The sequence below is a fragment of the Leucobacter holotrichiae genome (assembly GCF_055791005.1).
Genome location: NZ_JBVUAC010000009.1, coordinates 44,146 through 62,738, shown reverse-complemented (window position 1 = coordinate 62,738; position 18,593 = coordinate 44,146). Strand labels below are relative to the sequence as shown.

Here is an 18,593-nt window from a genome sequence, read left to right as displayed (position 1 = left end):
CACCCGCGGGCGCGGCCGCACACCCGCGTCGCACCGCTACCCTGGTTGCATGTCCCAGACCCCCGCGCGCAGCCTGCCCGTCGCCGCCGTGGTCTATCACCCGCTCAAGACCGATCTCCCCGCGCTCCGCACCGCCATCGCGCATCACGAGCACCAGGCGGGGTGGGGACCCACCCGCTGGTACGAGACCGATGCCGAGGATGCCGGGATCGCGGCGACGCGGCGCGCCATGGCCGAGGGGGCGAGTGTGGTGCTCGCGAGCGGCGGGGACGGCACGGTGCGCGCGGTGGCCGAAGCTCTGAGAGGATCGGGGATCCCGGTCGCGATCGTTCCGCAGGGCACCGGCAACCTGCTCGCACGCAACCTCGGCATGCCGCTCGGCAGGCCCGAGGCCGCGGTGCGCGCCGCCTTCTACGGCCGCGAGCGCGCCATCGACCTGGGGGTGCTGCGCATCGTGCGCGAGGACGACAGTGAAGACGAGCACACCTTCCTCGTGCTGGCGGGCATGGGCCTCGACGCTCGCGCGATCTCCGCCACCCGGGCGACGCTCAAGAAACGCCTGGGCTGGCTCGCCTACGTCGACGCGGGCGTGCGCACGATGCTGAAGGATCGGCCGCTGCAGATCCACTACTCCGTCGACCGCGCGCCCGTGAAGTCGCTCTCGGTGTACACCGTGATGATCGGCAACTGCGGGCTGATGCCGGGCGGCGTGCTGCTGATCCCCGACGCGAAACTCGACGACGGCCTGCTCGACGTCGTGGCGCTGCGGCCCCTCGGGCCGTTCTCGTGGCTGCGCATCTGGAACAAGATCGGCTGGGAGAACGGGGTGCTGCGCAGGACCAAGACGGGGCGCAGGATCATCGACCTCGTGCACGACACGAAGAGCGTCAACTACCTCAAGGCCAGGCGCTACGCCCTCGGGGTCTCCGACCCCGAGCCGGTGCAGCTCGACGGCGACGATTTCGGTCTCGCGCTCGCCGTGAGCGGCACGGTGGATCCCGGTGCTCTCATCGTGCGCGTGCTGCCGGAGTGGAACGCGCAGAGCTGAGTCAGGGGGCCTCGAGCGGCTCGCCGGTCTCATCGATGCCCGTATCGAGAGCGCGGTGGATCGAACGGGCGCCGACGAGCACGGCGATCCCTGCGACCACCGCCACCCCGCCGATGAGCACGAAGAACGTGAGCTCGGGAACGACGGTGTAGAGCGTCGCGAAGAGCGCGGCGAGCGTCGAACCCGCCCCGAGTGTGAGGATCTTCAGGGCGACGAGCTGAGTCTTGAAGCGGCCGGGTGCGATGCGCGTGACGACGGAGAAGCCGATGGGGCCGACGAAGACCTCGGAGATGCCGGCGAGTACGAGCGCGACGATGATGAGCCACACCGGCACCGTCTTCCCCGTCGAGAAAGCGGTCGTGATGAGGAGCAGGTAGGCCGCGCCGATGAACAGGAATCCCAGCGGGAACTTCTGAGCGGGCAGCAGACGGCCGATCCAGCTGTCCTTCCACACGGTCGCGATCAGCGGGATGATGAGCACGAGCGCGATGGTGCCGACGACCGAGAACCAACCCTCGGGGAAGATCCACCCGTCGAGGTCGAGGTCCACCCGCGCGGTCACGATGAGGGGCACGGTCGTGAACAGCTGCAGGTAGAAGCCGTAGTAGAGGGTCTCGGCGAGCCAGAGCGGGATGTAGCCGCGCACGCGCTTCCGGGCGTTCCCGTCGATGTGCTTCGAGGAGAGGATCACTGCGAAGTACGAGATCGCCGCGGCCGCGATCATGATGCCGACCACGTAATTGAGGTTGTCGGCGCGGATCACGCCGAAGACCGCGAGCAGCGCCACCACCACGAGGCCGAGCAGCGCCCAGGCGGCGGCCTTGAACAGGCCCGGCTTCGCGATCGGGTTCGGCACGACGTCGGTCTCCGCAGGCAGGGCGCGCATGCGCATCGAGTACTGGATGAGCGCCGCGGTCATGCCGACTGCTGCGATCCCGAACGCCCAGTGGAAACCGAGGTTCGACTGGAGCCAGCCGGTGGCGAGCGGGCCGAGGATCGCCCCCAGGTTGATCGAGAGGTAGAAGTACGAGAAACCGGAGTCGCGGGCCTCTCGGGACCAGCCGCCGAAGAGCACCCCGATGATCGAGGTGATGTTCGTCTTCAGCAGACCCGTTCCGACGGCGATGAGCACGATCCCGAGCGCGAGTCCGGCAAGGCCGGGAAGCAACGCCAGCGAGACGTGCCCGGCGGTGATGATCACCGCGCCCCAGAACACGAGACGGCGGGCCGACACGACCCGATCAGCGAGCCACGCCCCGAGCAGTTGTGCGAGATACAGGGCGCCGCCGTAGGCGCCGACGATGCTGACGGCGACGGTCTCGTTCATTCCGAGGCCGCCCTCGGCGACCGTGTAGATGAGGTAGTAGGTGAGCACCGCGTTCAGACCGTAGTAGCTGAAGCGCTCCCACATCTCGGTGAATGCGAGGTTCCAGAAGTGCTTCGGCTGGGCTCTGCGGTATCTGCCCACGGGCAGCGGTGTGGTGACGGTCGTCATCGGCGCTGAGACGAGGTGCTCCATGATGATCCGTTTCGTGATCGACCGTTCAGAAGCCGCTGAGCAGGCCGCCGGCGGTCTCGCCCCCGTCTACGACATAGGTCTGGCCGGTGATGTACGAGGCATCATTGGAGGAGAGGAAGGCGAACAGACCGGCGACCTCATCGGGAGTGCCGAAGCGGCCGAGCGGGATGCTCGCGGCTTGCTCGTCCCCGGCTGTCATGAGCGGGGTGCGGATGTACCCGGGCGCGACCGCGTTGACCCGGATGGTGGGCGAGAGATCCAGTGCCATGCAGCGCGTGAGCTCGACGAGGGCACCCTTGCCTGTGCTGTAAAGGGCGTGGTTGCGGTAGCCGACGAGACCGTTGGTCGAGGCCGTGTGCACGATGGCTCCGCCCGCCCCGGCGAGCATGTGACGTGCGGCGGCCTGAGCCACGAGAAAGGCGCCGTCGAGGTTCGTGCCCATGACCCGGCGCCAGCTCTCGAAGGGAATCTCCTCGAAGGGGAACCGAGCGTTGATACCGGCGTTGTTGATGAGCACATCGATCCTGCCGCAGTGCTCGGCGATCTCGTCGAAGACACGGGTGACGGCCTCCGGCACGGTGACGTCGAGCTGGAACGTCGCCTCGATCTCGGGGTGCCGCCCGGCGAGCCCTCCGAGCCCCTGTGCGTCGAAGTCGACGGCGACGACTCTCGCGCCCTCCTCGATGAACCTCGTCGCGGCGGCCTCGCCGATCGCCCCGGCTGCACCGGTGATCACGACGACCTTCTCTGCTAGTCCCCGCATACGTCCTTCTCCCTGTGAACTCTGCTTCCGCTCGCCTGCGAATCGCGCCTCGGGCGCACCGCCGAGAACCTCGGGCTCGACACGCTGAACCGGTCGTCCGCTACGCGTCCTCGCCATCGGGCGTGCCCTCGATGCTGACGCAGTGGCGTCACCAAGATTTGCACTCAGACGCTACGCGTCTTCGCCTGAGCAAATCTTGCGCAGCCAGTCGCGGGCGTCCCTGAACGCCTCGTCGTCGTAAGAGGTGCGGATGCTCGCGGCCACACGATCCGCTCGCGGGTACGACCCCAGGAAGACCACGCGCGGGCTGAACCGCTTCACACCCAGCAGAGCGTCGGCCACCCGCTCGTCCTTCACATGTCCCTCGGCGTCGATGACGAAGCGGTATCGACCCATGCGGTCACCGATCGGCCGCGACGCCAGCAGCGTGAGGTTCACCCCGCGGGTCGCGAACTGCTCGAGCAGTTCGAGCAGGGCACCCGCGCGATCCTCGGGCAGCTCCGCGATGAGGCTGGTCTTGTCGGCCCCGGTCGGTTCGCCGACGGGCGCGGTGCGGCTGACGAGCACGAACCGGGTCACCGCATCGGGGTTCTCGGCGATGCCCTCGGCGAGCACCTCGACGTCGTAGTGATCCTCGATGCCGGGGGGAGCGATCGCGGCGTCGATACCCTTCTCGAGGTCGAAGAGGTCGGCGGCCGCCTGCACGTTCGACGTCGCGGGAAGGTGACGGTGCCTCGGCACCTGGTCGTCGAGCCAGGCCCGGCACTGCCCGTAAGCGACCGGGTGGCCCGACACGACCGCGATGTCCTCGAGACCGGTGCCCGGGCGCGCGACGAGCACGAAGCGCACCGGCACCAGGTACTCGCCCACGATGCGCAGACCCGGGATCGTCGCCAGCGCATCCTGCGCGACCGTGACCCCGCCGTCGATCGAGTTCTCGATCGCGATCATCGCCGCATCGCTGTAGCCGGTGACGACGTCGTTCAGGGCCTCGCCGAGGTTCGCGACGGGGTTCCACTCCTGATCGGCGGCTTCGGGCACCTGCTTGAGCGCGGCCTCCGTGAACGTCCCCGCCGGCCCCAGATAGGAGTAACGGCGGACGGGTGCGGGGCTCTGCGACATGATGTCCAGAGTACCGCGCCGCAGAGACTTGCCGAGCCGGGTATTCGCTCTCAGCCGAGCACGCGCGCCACGAGCGCCTGGGCTGCTTCTTGCACGAGGGCGAGGTGCTCGGGGCCGCGGAACGACTCGGCGTAGATCTTCATGACGTCCTCGGTGCCGGAGGGCCGCGCCGCGAACCAGGCGTGCTCGGTCTGCACCTTGAGCCCGCCGATGGGGGCGCCGTTACCCGGGGCGGTGGTGAGGATCGCGGTGATCGGGTCGCCGGCGAGCTCGGTGTCGGTCACGTCGTCGGGGGCCAGCGCTCCGAGGCGGCGCTTCTGCTCGGGGGTCGCCGCCGCGTCGACGCGGGCGTACGCGGGCTCGCCGAAGCGCCCGACGAGCTCGCCATAGCGCTCGGAGGGGGACTGGCCGGTGACCGCCTGGATCTCGGCGGCGAGCAGGCAGAGCAGGATCCCGTCCTTGTCCGTGCTCCAGGCCGTGCCGTCGAAGCGCTGGAACGAGGCCCCCGCGCTCTCCTCGCCGCCGAACACGACCTCGCCCGACGAGAGTCCGGGCACGAACCACTTGAAACCCACGGGCACCTCGAGCAGCTCGCGCCCGTGCGAGGCGACCACCCGGTCGATGAGCGCCGACGAGACGAGCGTCTTTCCGATCTTCGCGGTCGCGGGCCAGTCCGGCCGGTGCGTCAGCAGGTAGTCGATGGCGACCGTGAGATAGTGGTTCGGGTTCATGAGCCCGCCCTCGCGGGTCACGATGCCGTGGCGGTCAGCGTCGGCGTCGTTGCCCGTCACGAGGTCGTAGAGGGACTGCGAGTCCGCGATGGTGGACATGACGTGACGAGAGGAGGGATCCATGCGGATCTTCCCGTCCCAGTCGAGGTGCATGAAGCCCCACTGCGGATCGACTCCCGGGCCGAGCACGGTCAGATCGAGTTCGTAGCGGTCGCGGATCGCTGCCCAGTAGGCCACGCTCGCGCCTCCCAGCGGGTGCGCGGCCAAACGCACACCGGCCTCGCGGATCGCGTCGACGTCGATGACCTCGCCGAGCGCCTCGACGTACTCTCCGAGGAAGTCGTAGCGGCCGACCGGCTCACCGCCGATCCCGTCCTCGCTTGCGCGGGGAATCGCGTCGATCCCGCCCTCCAGCAGCTCGTTGGCTCGGGCGGCGATCCAATCGGTCGCGTCGGTGTCGGCGGGGCCGCCGTGGGGAGGATTGTACTTGAACCCGCCGTCCGCGGGCGGGTTGTGGCTCGGCGTGACCACGATGCCGTCGGCACGGCCGGGGTCATCGACGGCGCGATCGCGGTTGTGGGTGAGGATCGCGTGGCTCACCGCGGGGGTCGGCACGAAGACCTCGTCGCCCGTACCGGCCTTCGCGAGCACGTGCACCCCGGCCGCGGAGAGCACCTCGCGCGCCGTGTGCTCGGCCGGAGCCGACAGCGGATGCGTGTCGGAGCCGATGAAGAGGGGCCCCTCGATGCCCTGCGCGGCGCGGTACTCGGCGATCGCGGCGCTGATCGCGACGATGTGGGCCTCGTTGAAGGATCCCTTGAGCGAGGACCCGCGGTGCCCCGAGGTGCCGAACACGACTCGCTGGGCGGGATCGGCGGGATCCGGCATCACCTCCGAGTACGCGGCGAGAAGCGCCTCGACATCGATGAGATCCTGCTGCTGCGCGGGCTGCCCTGCTCTCTCATGCATGTCTCCAGTGTGCCAGCCCCGATCCCCGCCCGCACTCCCCGCTACCGCTCCGCCTCTCTCCGCTACCGCTCTGCCCCTCTCCGCTACCGCTCCGTTTCCATTCCGCTTCACCCCTGCCGTCTTCTCCCGCGCACAGATCGGCGTTCAAACACATCGATCGCCCGATTCGGTGTGTTTGAACGCCGATCTGTGCGTTTGGGGCGGCGGAGGGCTCCGCCGCGAGAGGGAAGAGGCGATACCGCTCGTTCACAGAGCGGGGCTACGCTGGAGGCATGGACGAGAGCGTGATCACCACCAGGCGCGACGAGATCGAGTGCTGGCTCACCGACATGGACGGGGTGCTGGTGCACGAGGAGCGCGCGATCCCGGGCGCCGCCGAGTTGATCCAGCACTGGCGCACCGAGGAGATCCCCTACCTCGTGCTCACCAACAACTCGATCTTCACGGCGCGCGACCTCAGCGCCCGGCTCGCCGCCTCGGGCATCGACGTGCCCGAGGAGCGGATCTGGACGAGCGCGCTCGCCACCGCCGCCTTCCTCAAGCAGCAGAAGCCGGGCGGCTCCGCGTTCGTGATCGGCGAGGCTGGCATCCTCACCGCCCTGCACGACGCCGGCTACGTGATGACCGAGTCGAATCCCGACTTCGTGGTGGTCGGCGAGACCCGCAATTACTCGTTCGAGGCGATCACCAAGGCGGTGCGGCTCATCATGAACGGCGCGCGGTTCATCTCGACGAACCCTGACGCGACCGGCCCCAGCGCCGACGGTCCGCTCCCCGCGACCGGGGCGATCAACGCGCTCATCACGAAGGTGACCGGCAAGGTGCCCTACATCGTGGGCAAGCCGAACCCTATGATGTTCCGCTCCGCGCTCAACCAGATCGGCGCGCACTCCCACAACACCGGCATGATCGGCGACCGCATGGACACCGACGTTGTGGCCGGCATGGAGGCGGGGCTGCACACGGTCCTCGTGATGACGGGGATCTCGGATCGCCGCGAGATCGAGAAGTTCCCGTTTCGGCCCGACGAGATCCTCTCCTCGGTCGCCGAGCTGCTGCCCGGCGAGTAGGGCGCGCCCCGAACTTCGCTCACAATCGCGGCTTAGGCCCGGTTCTCAACGAGTTGTCCACAGATTCCGGATCCAGGGCCGGCAAGGGTCTGCCCTCTGTCAGGATCGGCTGTACCCCAGACCGATTCCACGACAAGATGGGAATGTGAGCAGCTTGAATGATCCTCAGATGTGGACCATCATCGGTGTCTTCGCCGCCGCGCTCTTCGGCATGCTCACCTTCATGGGCTACTCGTTCATGCGCGCGCTGGCCGGGCACGTCGCGCAGATCACGAGCAAGATCGAGATCGTCGAAACCAAGCTCGAAGCGCGCTTCGAGCGCCTCGAGGCCCGCGTCGATAACCTCGATCGCGACGTGCAGGCCATCGCGAAGCGGGTCTTCGGCGAGTAACCAGGCAAGTGCTCGGGTCTAGCCCGGTAGGGTGCCGTCGGCTCCGGGCCGCCAGGGCGCTCGGGCCGAGCCCGGCGGGCAGGCCCGGCCCGCTGTGAGCCCGGGCCGAGCCCCGCCTGCCGCGCGGGCGTTCGCTTTCCGGGTGAATTCCAGCGTCGTCGAAGCGAACGCTGGCGTGCCGCGGGCGTAGACCTCCCGCACCGATGCAGACCCGCGATACGGTGCGCGAGGTCTACATCGGTGCGGGAGGTCTGCGCCGGAGCCCCGGCGCGGCGCCCCGCCCCGCCTACAGCCCGATTCTGCGGTATCGGTCGTGGCGCGCGATCCGGCGTCGGTCCGGGTGCTGCAGGCTGAGCGCGGCGAGCTCCTGGGTGATGGCATCGCCCATGCGCGCGCAGAACGCTTCGATCTCGGTCGACGCATCGGGCAGCTCGGGCACGACCCGGTCGACGATGCCGTTGGCCAGCAGGTTCGCCGACGCGACGCCCTGCTGCTCGGCGAGCTCGGGTGCGTGCTCCGTGTCGCGGTGCACGATCGCGGAGGCGCCCTCCGGCGGCAGCGGCGAGAGCCACGCGTGCTCGGCGGCGAGCGTGCGGTCGGCGGGCAGGATCGCGAGGGCCCCGCCCCCGGTACCCTCGCCCAGCAGCACCGACAGCGTCGCTCCGCGATGCGTCGCGAGGTCGGCGAGGCAGTGCGCGATCTCGCTCGCGAGCCCGCCCTCCTCCGCGGTCTGGGAGAGTGCCGCGCCCGGCGTATCGATCACGGTCACCAGCGGCAGCTTGAGCTCCTCCGCCAGGTGCATCGCGCGCCTGGCCGCGCGCAACCCGCCCGGCCCGAGGGGCGCGTGCGAGCGCTGGATCCGGCGATCCTGCCCCACCACGACGGCGGGGATCCCACCGAAGCGCGCCAGGCACAGCGACAGTCCGGGATCCCGCTCTCCCTGCCCCGTGCCCGACAGGGGCACGACGTCGGTCGCCGCGTACCGCAGCAGCTCCCGCAGCCCGGGCCTGCGACGGTCCCGCGTGCGCAGCACCGAGGCCCACGTCTCGCTCGAGCCCGCCGACTCCTCCCCTGCCCGCCCCGGGTCGGCCGCCCGGGCGATGATCTCGGCGCGGGTAGGCGGGTCGAGCAGGCGCAGCACCCGCTGGATCATGTCGCGCAGCTCCTCGGGCGGCAGGACGCCATCGATGACGCCGTGCTTCGCGAGGTTCTCGGCCGACTGCACCCCCTCGGGGAACTTCTCACCGTACAGCGCCTCGTAGACGCGCGGGCCGAGGAAGCCGACCAGCGCGCCCGGCTCCGCCACCGAGACCTACCCGAGCGATCCGAACGAGGCGAGCACGCCGCCGGTCGACGGATGCCGCAGGTAGGTGAGGTACGGCAGGCCCTCGGCCTGGTGCGCGGCGACCGCGCCCGCGATCCGGCGAGCCCCAGGAAGCTGAAGGTGGTGAGGGACTCCCCTGCCTGCAGGAACCACGACGTCCACTTGGGGATGTCGCGCTTGCCGACGGTCCAGTTGCTCATGCTCTTCTGGCGCCGCCGGCTGGCGATGTCGAGTGCCCCGATGACGAGGAGCCCGAGAACGATGATGACGGTGACGGTCATCGCAGACCCTCTTCCTTCTCGGCGGCGATACGCTCGGCTCGGAGCGCCTCGATCTGCTCGGTGGCGAGGCGCTCGCGCTCCGACCGGTCGTGCTCGCGCCCGCCGTTACGCAGGTAGAGCGACTCGACGAGCTGCAGGCTGAGCACCGTCAGCAGGACGAGAGCCGCGGTCCAGACGAGCACCGCCGGGATCCCGAACCACAGGGTGGGCTCGTTCGCGAACGGGAGGAACGGGGTCGCGAAGAACCCCGCCACCGGGATGGCCGCGATCACGGCCCTTCCCGGCGTCAACAATTTCGGTTTCATGATGCTCCTTTGCACTTCACATCTGGTGTCAGGTTTTGGATAGAGCGGAGGTCAGTCGACGAGGACCGCGGGCGTGCGGAGCCAGTGCGGCTGCAGCCGTTCGATCTGGGCTGCGAGCGCGAGGATCCTGCCCTCGCGACGGGGCGGGGCGATCAGCTGCAGCCCGACGGGGAGCCCCTCTGGCGTGAACCCGCAGGGCACGCTCAGCGCCGTGAAGCCGGTGATCGAGATGCGGGTCGCGGCCCGCATCCACTCGAGGTAATCGGGCTGGCTCACGCCGTTGATCTCGCGCGGCCAGGAGCTCTCGGCGGGGAACGGGAGCGCGGTGGTGACCGGGGCGGCGAGCACGTCGATGTCGTCGAACAGGCTCATCATGCGCTGGAGCATGCGCTCGCGCTGCGCCATCGCCAGCTGCAGGTCGTCGATCCCGAGGCGCAGGCCCGCCTCGGTGTTCTCGATGAGTTCGACACCCAGGCGATCCCGGTCGCTCCGCAGCGCAGCGCCGAAACTCCGCGCGTAGCCGAACGCTCTGAGCGTGCGGAAGGCGGGATCGGCCTCGGCGAGATCCGGCTCGACCTCGGTGATGAGGTGGCCCAGCTCACGCAGCGCGGGGAGCCCGGAGCCGTCGAGCACCTCGGATATCCCCCGCTCGATCTCGAGGCCTCCGAGCGTGCGGCTCCACCCCACCCTGAGCGGACCCTCCGACTGCGGCACCTCTCCGGGAAAGACCTCAGGGATCGACAGCGGCGAGCGTGGATCCTCTCCCGAGAGCGCCGAGAGCAGCAGAGCGGTATCGGCGACGGTGCGGCCCATGGGCCCGCCCGTCACGAGGGTGTCCCAGCTGTCCGAGACGGGCCGGTCGGGCACGCGCCCGATGGTCGGACGGATACCGACCACGTTGCAGAACGCTGCGGGGTTGCGCAGCGATCCGCCCATGTCGGAGCCGTCGGCCACCGAGGTGAGCCCCGCGGCGAGCGCGGATGCGGCCCCGCCGCTCGATCCGCCGGCGCTGCGGTCGGTCGCGTACGGGTTGGTCGTGGTGCCGAACACACGATTGTAGGTGTGGGATCCGGTGCCCTGCTCGGGGGTATTGGTCTTCCCGTAGATCACGGCACCCGCGTCGCGCATGCGCTGCACGATGAGCGCGTCCTGCTCGGGAACGTGGTCCGCGTACAGCAGGGATCCGTAGGTCGTGCGCAGCCCCGCGGTGTCCTCGAGATCCTTGACGGCGACGGGCAGGCCCTCGAGCGGCCGCGGCGCGAGCCCCTGTTCCCGGCGCGCGTCCGAAGCGCGAGCCGCGCGCTCGGCCGCTTCGAAGTCGACGGTCACCACGGCGTTGATCCGCGACCGAAACAGTGAGAGCGAGCGCGCATGACCCTCATGACCGAAACGCTGGACCAGGCCGACCGGAGCATCTGCGCGGCGCTGCTGCGCAACGGCCGCGCGCCCTGGCGGCTCATCGCCCAGGCGACGGGGCTGCAGGAGCGCACCGTCTCACGACGGGCGACCCGGTTGTTCGAGCAGGGTCTCGTGCGGGTGACCGCCTTCGCCCACCCGCTGCTCGCGGGCCGTGGCGACGCGTTCCTCGCCCGGTTCAGCTGCCGCCCCGGGCAAATGCCGCACGTCGCCCGGTGGCTGGCGCACCGGCCTGAGACCCTGTGGGTCTCCACGCTCATGTCGCAGAGCGCCGTGCTGGCGGAGTGCTTCATACGTCCCGAGGAACAGGCGGCCTTCATCGAGCGCGAGCTGCCGTTTCAGGAGGTGACCGATTACTCCTTCGCGCCGCTGCACCACTACCGGCGCACGGTGCGCGGCTGGCAGCCCGACATCCTCGACCGGGGCCAGCTCGCCGTGCTCGGCGAGGACGAGACCTCGGCGCTGAACGCTTCCGAGGGGCCCCTCGACGAGTTCGATCAGGTCGATCGCGAGATCCTCGACCTCCTCATCCGCGACGGCCGCATGAGCATCGACGCCATATCCTCCGAGCTCGGCCTCGCGAAGGCGACGGTGCGCCGCCGCATCCAGTTCATGCAGCACTCGGACCGCGTGAGCATCCGGGCGGTGCTCGAGCCGGCACTGCTCGGGTTCCCGCACGAGATCTTCCTCACCGCGCGTGCGCCGCTCTCACGACTCGACGAGCTCGCCGAGCTGATCGCAGCCGACTCCCGCGCCCGATGGGTGGCCGAGACCACTGCCGACGGGTCGGTGCGTGCGATGCTCGCCTGCCGGAACAGCGGCGAGGTGCCGTCCGCCGTGTCCGACCTCGCGGCCCGGTTCGCCGACGACCGGCTCACGGTCGAGACCGAGCGGTTGCTCACCATGCACAAGCGCAGCGACGTCGTGCTGCCTCCTGCGACCCGGAGCTCTTGAACCTCGCGCGGTCGGCTACCTCTTGCGCAGCGCCTTGAAGAGCATCTGACCCAGGATGAAGGCGAGCAGGATCGAGAACGCGACGTTCGACCAGAATGGCGGGATGTGCGTCGCGATCACCGAGCCGAGGGGGGAGAGCACGCTCGCGGCGATGCCCAGCACTGCGGCGGACCTGAGGTCGACGTTGCGGCGGCGCACATTGCCGAGTGTGCCCGAGATCGATCCCGGGATGAGCATGATCAGCGACGTGCCCTTCGCGATGAGGTCGCTCGATCCGAAGAAGAACATCAGCACCGGCACGACGATCACACCGCCGCCCACGCCCAGCAACCCCGAGAGCACACCGGTGATCAGACCGGTCAGCACCAGCAGCGATCCGGTGAGCAGCGTGATGTCGATCTCGGCGTCTCGCTGCGGGATCACGAACCACAGACTGATCACGACTCCGAGCAGGAAGGCCATGAACATCCAGCGCAGGAAGCCGGTGGGCACCCTCGAGAGCAGGTAGCTGCCGATCTGCGCGCCGATCACAACACCGACGGCGAGCAGCACGGCCGCGATCCAGTCGACATTGCCCTGGAGCGAGTATCCGATGCCGCCGACGACGGCAGCGGGGAGGATCGCGGCGACCGACGTTCCGGCGGCGAGACGCTGCTCGAAGCCGAGGAACATCACGAGCATCGGCACGAGCACCACACCGCCTCCTATGCCGAAGAGACCTGAGAGCAGGCCTGTGGCTGCGCCGAGCAGCGCGAGGACGATGATGCTGGGACGGATGGATTGAGTCATGGAGATCGTTTCTAGGAGAGGGCGGTTCGGCTGAGCGGAGGCGGCGGCGCCGTTCAACCCGCGCCGTCGACCACGATCGCCGAGCCGTCCGACCTCGGATCGCTCGCCGCTTCGTACCCCTCCGAGGTGACGCGGATCAGGTTCGAATGCCCCAGATCCTCCGTGTACGCGGGGACCGTCTTGAGCTCGAACCGGGCGGCGATGGCCTCGCGAGCGGCGTCGGGGACGTCGTCCTCGATGAGCACCCGCACTACACCGTCGGCGCCGGGCTCCTCCACGATCCAGCGCGGCGCGTGGGTGGCGTCGTGCGGCGTGGCGCCCGCGAGAGAGCGCAGCAGAAGCTGGGTGTGGATCTGCGGCTGCGCCGATCCGCCCATCGTCGCGGACACCCACGCGAGCTCGTCGCCGCGCAGGATCAGCACGGGCATCAGCGTGTGCCGCGGGCGCCTACCGGGGGCGAACGCGTTCGGCGAGGCGGGGTCGAGCGAGAACGACGTGCCGCGGTTCTGGAACAGGATGCCGGTCTCGGGTTCGAGCACCGCCGCCCCGAAGCCGAAGTACACCGAGTTGATGAGCGACACCGCCCAGCCGTCGGCGCTGACGGCGCTCAGCCCGACCGTGTCGCCGCTCGGCTTCGCCTCGCGCGGCGGCGGGTGCTCGGGCCGCCGCATCGCGATGAGTTCGGCTCCGGTCGGGCCGCCGGCGGCGGGATCGGCGAGGTACGCCGCGCGCACCGCGTTGCCGCCCCTGAACGAATCGGCGAGCGCCCCGGCGCCCGCGCCCAGCGGGTCGCCGATACCGCCCGCGATGTCCTGCAGCGCGCGCAGCAGGATGAACCCGGAGGTGTTCGGCGGACCCGTGATGACGCGATGTCCGTCGAAGTCGCCCTCGAGCGGGTCGTCCCAGAAGGCGGTGTACCCGGCCGCGTCCTCGAGGGAGATCTTCGAGCCGAGCGCCTGCAGCCCCGCCACCCAGCGCTGCGCGAGCTCGCCCTCGTAGAACTCGTCGGCTCCGCGCTCCGCCAGGCGGCGCAGGGAGGCTGCGAGCGCCGGCTGCACGAGGGGCTGCCCCTGCACGAGCGGGAGGCCGTCGGGGATGAACACGCTGCGGCACCCCGGATCGAGGTCGAGCACCTCGCGCTCCGCGACGATGGCAGCAGCCACCGATCGGGCGGTCGGCACCCCCTCGTCGGCGTAGCGGATCGCGGCCTCCAAGTGCTGGGCCCAGCTGCGAGTGGCGCCGAACTCGTGCAGCGCCGCCCAACCGCGCACGCCCCCGGGCACGGTCACGGTGTCGATCCCCCGCAGCGGAAGCATCTCTCCGTAGGCCTCGCGAAGCGCGTCGAGCGACTGCGCAGCCGGCGCAGTGCCCGTCGCGTTCAGGAAGCGGATCTCTCCCTCGGGGCTGCGAACGAGCGCGACCAGGTCCCCGCCGAGCGCCACGTTGTTCGGATACACGACGCACAGCGCCGCCGCTGCGGCGAGCGCCGCGTCGATCGCGTTGCCGCCGGCCTCGAGCTCCGCCGCTCCCGCCTCGGTGGCGAGGTGATGCGAGGTCGAGATCGCTCCGCGTGGATGATTCATGGCAGCTTCGTCTCCTTCTCCCGCCCGGCGAGGGCGATTTGCTGCGCGATATCGAGTACGTGCTCGCGGGCCTCGCGCTCTGCGAGAGCACCGTCGCGCGCGGCGATCGCCTCGAAGATGCGCCGGTGGGCCGCGCTCGATGCTTCCCGCCGTTCCTTCGTCTGATATCGATTCGCACGACTCGGGGCAATCTGCTGCGCGATCTGCTCGTTGATGAGCGCGAGCAACGGGTTGTGGGTGTACTGGGAAATGGACTGATGGAAAGCCCGATCGAGCTCCGCGTAACGCTCCTTAGTGACGTCCTTTTCCATCGCCTCGACGAGCTCACGCAGCTGCGCCAGGTCGCGAGGCGTCGCCCGGCTCGCGGTAAGTCGGGCGATCGGCGGCTCCACGATCGCACGCAGCTCCATGATGTCCTGGAGAGCCGGCTGCAACGCGGCAACCGTGTCGAGCAGATCGTCGGAGATCGCGGCCCGTTCCCCCGGCCGGAGCACGATGGTGCCTCGTCCGGGCTTGCGATCGATGAGACCACGGTTCTCGAGTTCACGCAGTGCCTCTCGGATCGAGACCCGGGAGACTCCGAGATGCTGCGCGAGTTCCCGTTCGGCGGGAAGCTTCTCTCCGGGGGTGAGATCACCCTCGAGAATCAGACGCTCGAGATCGACCGAGAGCCGGTCGGGTACCGAGAGAGTCTCCCCTCTGCTGATCGATTCCCAATCCATTGTGCACTTCCATTCTCGCTTCGTTTGCCTCCATGCAGGCCCGATGGCCGCTCTCGTCCCCTCCCGACGTCACGTTTCCGTGCTCTTGCCGAAGTAGGCTTCGTGCAGCTGCTCGTCCTCGAGCATGGCCTTCGCATCACCTCCACCTGAGATCCTCCCGGTTTCCATGAGGTAGCCCCTGTCCGCGATTGCGAGCGCCATTCTGGCGTTCTGCTCGATCAGCAGCACACTCGTGCCCGATCGGTTGATTTCAGCAATCACTTCGAACATTTGCGCAACCACCTTCGGGGCCAGACCCATCGACGGCTCATCCAGCATAAGCAATCGCGGACGTCTGATGAGTGCCCGAGAAAGTGCGAGCATCTGCTGCTCCCCTCCTGAAAGCGTCGCGGCGATCTGGTTCCGGCGCTCCTCGAGGCGTGGAAAGAGCTCAAAAACGCTCCCGATCTCTGCGGAGAAATCGGACGACGCACCCCAGTGAGCGATCTGCAGGTTCTCATACACCGACATCCTGCCGAAGATATGCCGGCCTTCGGGCACGAGCGAGAGCCCGGACCGCACGTGCTGCTCCGCGCGTTGCGCCGAGACGTCCGTTCCCAGGAAACCGATCCTGCCTCGGCTCTTGCAGAGTCCGGCAATCGAACGCAACAGACTGCTCTTGCCCGCCCCGTTCGCTCCTACCACAACCACCAGCTCACCATCGTCCACATGCATGTCGACATCGGTGACTGCCCTGACTACGCCGTATCGGACATTCAGGTCTTCGATATCGAGGATCCTCACTTCGCATCACTCCCAAGGTAGGCTTCGAGCACTTCGGGATTCACTCGGATCTCAGCAGGTGTACCATCCGCGATGATCACGCCGTGGTCGAGGACGATGATCCGATCAGAGACGCCCATGAGCAGATCCATATCGTGCTCGATGAGGATGACGTCGATCCCGCGTTCTCGAATCCGCTCGATATGGCGGGCGAGATCCCGCGTTTCGCTCTCGTTCAGGCCAGCCGCCGGCTCGTCGAGCAGCAGCACGTTCGGCCGGGTCATGAGCGCCCGCGCGATCTCCACGCGACGCTGCTGATAGGCGTCAAGCGAGGAGGCGCGCTTGTCTCGGCTGTCCCAGGCATCCATGAACGCGAGCACCTGCTCGGCCTCCTCCACCGTTACACGCTCGGGGCGGCGCACGAATGGGAAGGGGGAGAGGAACTTCGGCGCGAAGCCGGCGAGTCGGGAGTGGCCGCCGACCAGGAGATTCTCGAGCACCGTCATGTCCCAGAACAGTCGTACCGTCTGGAATGTCCGCGCGATGCCGCGCATGGAGACCGCACTGGATTCGAGGCTCTGCGTCTGTTCCCCGCGCAGTTCGATAGTGCCCGAAGTCGCTCTGGTGACCCCGGAGATCGCGTTGAGCAGGGTGGATTTACCGGCCCCGTTCGGCCCCATGAGGCCGAGAACTTCCCCGTGTCTCAGCTCGAATGTCACCGCCTCGAGCGCGACGAGCCCGCCGAAGACCTGCTTGACGTTCTCCACCCGCAGCACCGGCTCGCCTGTGGCCTCTGGAGCCGCCGACTCGTTCACGACGAGCTTGCCGACGGGCTCTTCCTTCCTGCCGCGAGCCCGGGTGAGTTCGAGTCGCTTCGAGATGATCCCGCCGGGGCGCAGGATCATGAGGATCACGACGATGAGTGCCAGGAAGCCGGTGCGGAACTCGGGGTGGGCCTGGATGAGGGGGATGTCCTTCGCGACCGCCTGGAAGAAGATCCACAGCACCGCCCCGGTGACCGGCCCCCAGAGCGTGCCCGCTCCGCCGAGAATGACCAGGCTCAGCACGATGAAATTGTCCTCGAGTGTGAAGCTATCGGGGTTCACGAACTGATTCATATGGGCGAAGAACACTCCGATGACACCGGCCGTGGAAGCTCCGACCACGTATGCGAGCAGCTTGTAGCGGCGCGTGCGGATCCCCATCGAAGATGCCACGAGTTCGTCCTCGCGGATGGCCACCCATGCCCGGCCGACAGGAGACGCGATGAGCGAGGCCAGCGCCACCACGAGGATGACCACGACGAGGAAGACGATGTAGTAAGTCGTCAGCGGTGGCACGATCTCGCCGGTGAAGGTGAGCGCGGGGATGTTCCGAATGCCGACCGCGCCGCCGGTGAAATCTGTCCAGTTGATCGACACGATGCGGACGATCTCTCCGAAGGCGAGGGTCATGATGGCGAGATAGTCGCCGCGGGCGCGGAGCGTCGGATATCCGATGATCGAGCCCGCGATGCCCGCGAAGATGATCGCCGCCACGATACTGACCGGGAGTATCCAGGCGAGCGCCGCGGGGTTGTCGGCGAGATCTGCGCCGAAGGTTCGAGTGCAGAATATCGCCGTCGTGTATGCACCCACGATGAAGAAGGCGATGTAGCCGAGATCGAGGAGGCCGGTGATGCCGACCAGGATGTTCAATCCCGAGGCGAGCGCGACGTAGACGAGTGCGAGGGCCGCGACGCGGATCCACTTGTCTCCGGGCAGAGCGAGCGGGGCGAGAAGCCCCACGAGCAGGAAGATCCCGGGCCAGACCCAGCGTTTGAGGCCGTGATCCTGCTTGAGGACGACGATGGGGGCGGTGTAGGTGTTCGACATCGTTAGACCTTCTGTACTTCTCGACGGCCGAGCAGTCCCTGCGGGCGGAGCCAGAGGATGATCACGAGGATTCCGAAAGCGATCACGTCGCGGTAGGCGGATCCCTGGGGAACGTAGGCGGCGGCGAGCTCTTCACTGACGCCGAGTACCAGGCCGCCCACGAAGGCGCCGGGAATGCTCCCGATTCCTCCGAGCACCGCGGCGACCAGGGCTTTGAGACCCGGCAGGAAACCCATCGTCGCGGCTGCGAAGCCGTAGCGCTGCGAGTAGAGCAAACCCGCCACAGCCGCGAGTGCGGAGCCGAGCACGAACGTCGTCGAGATGACCCTGTCGACCCCGATTCCCATGAGCCGCGCCGCATCTTTATCCTCGGCGGTCGCGCGAATGGCACGTCCGATCGGGGTGAATCGGATCACCGCCCAGAAGGCAAGCGTCACGACCACGGCTACCGCGAGCACGATGACGTCTATACGCTGCACCCTCGCGCCGAGGATGTTGAGCGGGTCTCCCAACTCAGGACGGGGTACTGGAAGCTGAGCCGCGCCGAAGAGGAAGGTCGCCACGGCCCGCAGCAGCATCGATACCGCGATCGCGGTGATCAACATGGATAGGATCGGTGCGTTGCGCAACGGTCTGTAGGCAACCCTTTCGATGAGCCACCCTATGAGTGAACCGACGACGAGTCCGAAGAGAATCGCCGCCCAACCTGGCAGAGCCGGCCCGGCGACATTCGCGTCCGCGATGACGATGTTGGTCTGGCCAGCGACAAGAGCGCCGACGGCCCCGAACATGAATATCTCGCCGAAGGCGAAGTTCACCATGCCGAGAACTCCGTAGACCACGCTGAATGCAACGGCGAGGAGCCCATAGATGCCGCCGACCGCGAGTCCGTTGATAATTTCTTGCATTGCCTATCTCCGTAGCATGCTCGGGAACGGGTTAAGGTTCCCGGTGGGCACCTGAAACACGA

General features: G+C 68.3%; 18 protein-coding genes. 4 read left to right on the top strand and 14 right to left on the bottom strand.

Annotated features, from left to right (window positions below; translation table 11 throughout):
• Positions 1–49: 49 nt before the first annotated feature.
• A complete protein-coding gene (locus AC0KXF_RS12020) occupies positions 50–1,048 on the top strand; it encodes a diacylglycerol/lipid kinase family protein (protein WP_473109416.1) in 999 nt (332 codons plus the stop codon).
• 1 nt (position 1,049) lies between these two features.
• On the opposite strand, the gene AC0KXF_RS12015 is transcribed toward AC0KXF_RS12020, so the two are convergent.
• From AC0KXF_RS12015 to pgm, 4 genes are all read right to left on the bottom strand, one after another.
• The gene (locus tag AC0KXF_RS12015; RefSeq protein ID WP_473109415.1) at positions 1,050–2,567 is read right to left on the bottom strand and encodes a peptide MFS transporter; all 1,518 of its coding nucleotides are present in this window, start codon (positions 2,565–2,567) and stop codon (positions 1,050–1,052) included.
• 25 nt (positions 2,568–2,592) lie between these two features.
• On the bottom strand, positions 2,593–3,330 hold the full coding sequence (locus AC0KXF_RS12010; protein ID WP_473109414.1) for an SDR family NAD(P)-dependent oxidoreductase: 738 nt from the start codon (positions 3,328–3,330) through the stop codon (positions 2,593–2,595).
• Between the two features lie 171 nt (positions 3,331–3,501).
• Entirely contained in the window at positions 3,502–4,452 is a 951-nt protein-coding gene (pheA, locus tag AC0KXF_RS12005; protein ID WP_473109413.1) for a prephenate dehydratase, read from the bottom strand.
• A 50-nt stretch (positions 4,453–4,502) separates the two neighbouring features.
• Entirely contained in the window at positions 4,503–6,152 is a 1,650-nt protein-coding gene (gene pgm / locus AC0KXF_RS12000) for a phosphoglucomutase (alpha-D-glucose-1,6-bisphosphate-dependent) (RefSeq protein ID WP_473109412.1), read from the bottom strand.
• 272 nt (positions 6,153–6,424) lie between these two features.
• Here pgm and AC0KXF_RS11995 point away from each other — a divergent pair, with 272 nt between their 5' ends.
• Together AC0KXF_RS11995 and AC0KXF_RS11990 are read left to right on the top strand one after the other, a co-directional pair.
• Positions 6,425–7,222: an HAD-IIA family hydrolase gene (locus AC0KXF_RS11995; RefSeq protein WP_473109411.1), complete on the top strand. Its 798-nt coding sequence runs from the start codon at positions 6,425–6,427 to the stop codon at positions 7,220–7,222.
• Positions 7,223–7,391: 169 nt separating this feature from the next.
• A complete protein-coding gene (locus AC0KXF_RS11990; RefSeq protein ID WP_473109410.1) occupies positions 7,392–7,613 on the top strand; it encodes an FtsB/FtsL family cell division protein in 222 nt (73 codons plus the stop codon).
• 286 nt (positions 7,614–7,899) lie between these two features.
• Here the strand turns inward: AC0KXF_RS11990 and AC0KXF_RS11985 are convergent, their stop codons facing one another.
• The 4 genes from AC0KXF_RS11985 to AC0KXF_RS11970 all read right to left on the bottom strand — a co-directional run bounded on the left by AC0KXF_RS11985 (position 7,900) and on the right by AC0KXF_RS11970 (position 10,879).
• Positions 7,900–8,919, bottom strand: a complete 1,020-nt coding sequence (locus AC0KXF_RS11985) for a carboxyl transferase domain-containing protein (RefSeq protein WP_473109409.1) — start codon at positions 8,917–8,919, stop codon at positions 7,900–7,902.
• A gap of 6 nt (positions 8,920–8,925) precedes the next feature.
• Complete coding sequence (locus AC0KXF_RS11980; RefSeq protein ID WP_473109408.1) at positions 8,926–9,090, bottom strand: hypothetical protein; 165 nt, start codon at positions 9,088–9,090, stop codon at positions 8,926–8,928.
• A 124-nt stretch (positions 9,091–9,214) separates the two neighbouring features.
• On the bottom strand, positions 9,215–9,523 hold the full coding sequence (locus tag AC0KXF_RS11975) for a hypothetical protein (RefSeq protein ID WP_473109407.1): 309 nt from the start codon (positions 9,521–9,523) through the stop codon (positions 9,215–9,217).
• A gap of 51 nt (positions 9,524–9,574) precedes the next feature.
• Positions 9,575–10,879: an amidase gene (locus AC0KXF_RS11970; protein ID WP_473109476.1), complete on the bottom strand. Its 1,305-nt coding sequence runs from the start codon at positions 10,877–10,879 to the stop codon at positions 9,575–9,577.
• A 24-nt stretch (positions 10,880–10,903) separates the two neighbouring features.
• Here AC0KXF_RS11970 and AC0KXF_RS11965 point away from each other — a divergent pair, with 24 nt between their 5' ends.
• Positions 10,904–11,893 carry an Lrp/AsnC family transcriptional regulator gene (locus AC0KXF_RS11965; protein ID WP_473109406.1) on the top strand — a complete coding sequence of 330 codons (990 nt, stop codon included), beginning with the start codon at positions 10,904–10,906 and terminating at the stop codon, positions 11,891–11,893.
• A 15-nt stretch (positions 11,894–11,908) separates the two neighbouring features.
• Here AC0KXF_RS11965 and AC0KXF_RS11960 read toward each other — a convergent pair whose 3' ends face one another.
• From AC0KXF_RS11960 to AC0KXF_RS11935, 6 genes are all read right to left on the bottom strand, one after another.
• Positions 11,909–12,682 carry a sulfite exporter TauE/SafE family protein gene (locus tag AC0KXF_RS11960; RefSeq protein ID WP_473109405.1) on the bottom strand — a complete coding sequence of 258 codons (774 nt, stop codon included), beginning with the start codon at positions 12,680–12,682 and terminating at the stop codon, positions 11,909–11,911.
• Positions 12,683–12,735: 53 nt separating this feature from the next.
• On the bottom strand, positions 12,736–14,265 hold the full coding sequence (locus AC0KXF_RS11955; protein ID WP_473109404.1) for a gamma-glutamyltransferase family protein: 1,530 nt from the start codon (positions 14,263–14,265) through the stop codon (positions 12,736–12,738).
• Entirely contained in the window at positions 14,262–14,987 is a 726-nt protein-coding gene (locus AC0KXF_RS11950; RefSeq protein ID WP_473109403.1) for a FadR/GntR family transcriptional regulator, read from the bottom strand. Before AC0KXF_RS11950 ends, AC0KXF_RS11955 begins: the two co-directional genes overlap by 4 nt.
• A 69-nt stretch (positions 14,988–15,056) precedes the next feature.
• Positions 15,057–15,770 carry an ABC transporter ATP-binding protein gene (locus tag AC0KXF_RS11945; protein WP_473109402.1) on the bottom strand — a complete coding sequence of 238 codons (714 nt, stop codon included), beginning with the start codon at positions 15,768–15,770 and terminating at the stop codon, positions 15,057–15,059.
• Positions 15,767–17,623: a branched-chain amino acid ABC transporter ATP-binding protein/permease gene (locus tag AC0KXF_RS11940; protein WP_473109401.1), complete on the bottom strand. Its 1,857-nt coding sequence runs from the start codon at positions 17,621–17,623 to the stop codon at positions 15,767–15,769. Before AC0KXF_RS11940 ends, AC0KXF_RS11945 begins: the two co-directional genes overlap by 4 nt.
• A gap of 2 nt (positions 17,624–17,625) precedes the next feature.
• Positions 17,626–18,531 (bottom strand): branched-chain amino acid ABC transporter permease, encoded by a 906-nt coding sequence (locus AC0KXF_RS11935; RefSeq protein ID WP_473109400.1) that lies wholly within the window; start codon positions 18,529–18,531, stop codon positions 17,626–17,628.
• Positions 18,532–18,593 lie beyond the last annotated feature (62 nt).

Excerpts from the sequence above, each read along its gene's own strand:
- AC0KXF_RS12020 (WP_473109416.1), top strand. The coding sequence starts at position 50 with ATGTCCCAGACCCCCGCGCGCAGCCTGCCCGTCGCCGCCGTGGTCTAT.
- AC0KXF_RS12015 (WP_473109415.1), bottom strand. The coding sequence starts at position 2,567 with ATGGAGCACCTCGTCTCAGCGCCGATGACGACCGTCACCACACCGCTG.
- AC0KXF_RS12010 (WP_473109414.1), bottom strand. The coding sequence starts at position 3,330 with ATGCGGGGACTAGCAGAGAAGGTCGTCGTGATCACCGGTGCAGCCGGG.
- pheA (WP_473109413.1), bottom strand. The coding sequence starts at position 4,452 with ATGTCGCAGAGCCCCGCACCCGTCCGCCGTTACTCCTATCTGGGGCCG.
- pgm (WP_473109412.1), bottom strand. The coding sequence starts at position 6,152 with ATGCATGAGAGAGCAGGGCAGCCCGCGCAGCAGCAGGATCTCATCGAT.
- AC0KXF_RS11995 (WP_473109411.1), top strand. The coding sequence starts at position 6,425 with ATGGACGAGAGCGTGATCACCACCAGGCGCGACGAGATCGAGTGCTGG.
- AC0KXF_RS11990 (WP_473109410.1), top strand. The coding sequence starts at position 7,392 with ATGTGGACCATCATCGGTGTCTTCGCCGCCGCGCTCTTCGGCATGCTC.
- AC0KXF_RS11975 (WP_473109407.1), bottom strand. The coding sequence starts at position 9,523 with ATGAAACCGAAATTGTTGACGCCGGGAAGGGCCGTGATCGCGGCCATC.
- AC0KXF_RS11965 (WP_473109406.1), top strand. The coding sequence starts at position 10,904 with ATGACCGAAACGCTGGACCAGGCCGACCGGAGCATCTGCGCGGCGCTG.
- AC0KXF_RS11960 (WP_473109405.1), bottom strand. The coding sequence starts at position 12,682 with ATGACTCAATCCATCCGTCCCAGCATCATCGTCCTCGCGCTGCTCGGC.
- AC0KXF_RS11955 (WP_473109404.1), bottom strand. The coding sequence starts at position 14,265 with ATGAATCATCCACGCGGAGCGATCTCGACCTCGCATCACCTCGCCACC.
- AC0KXF_RS11950 (WP_473109403.1), bottom strand. The coding sequence starts at position 14,987 with ATGGATTGGGAATCGATCAGCAGAGGGGAGACTCTCTCGGTACCCGAC.
- AC0KXF_RS11940 (WP_473109401.1), bottom strand. The coding sequence starts at position 17,623 with ATGTCGAACACCTACACCGCCCCCATCGTCGTCCTCAAGCAGGATCAC.
- AC0KXF_RS11935 (WP_473109400.1), bottom strand. The coding sequence starts at position 18,531 with ATGCAAGAAATTATCAACGGACTCGCGGTCGGCGGCATCTATGGGCTC.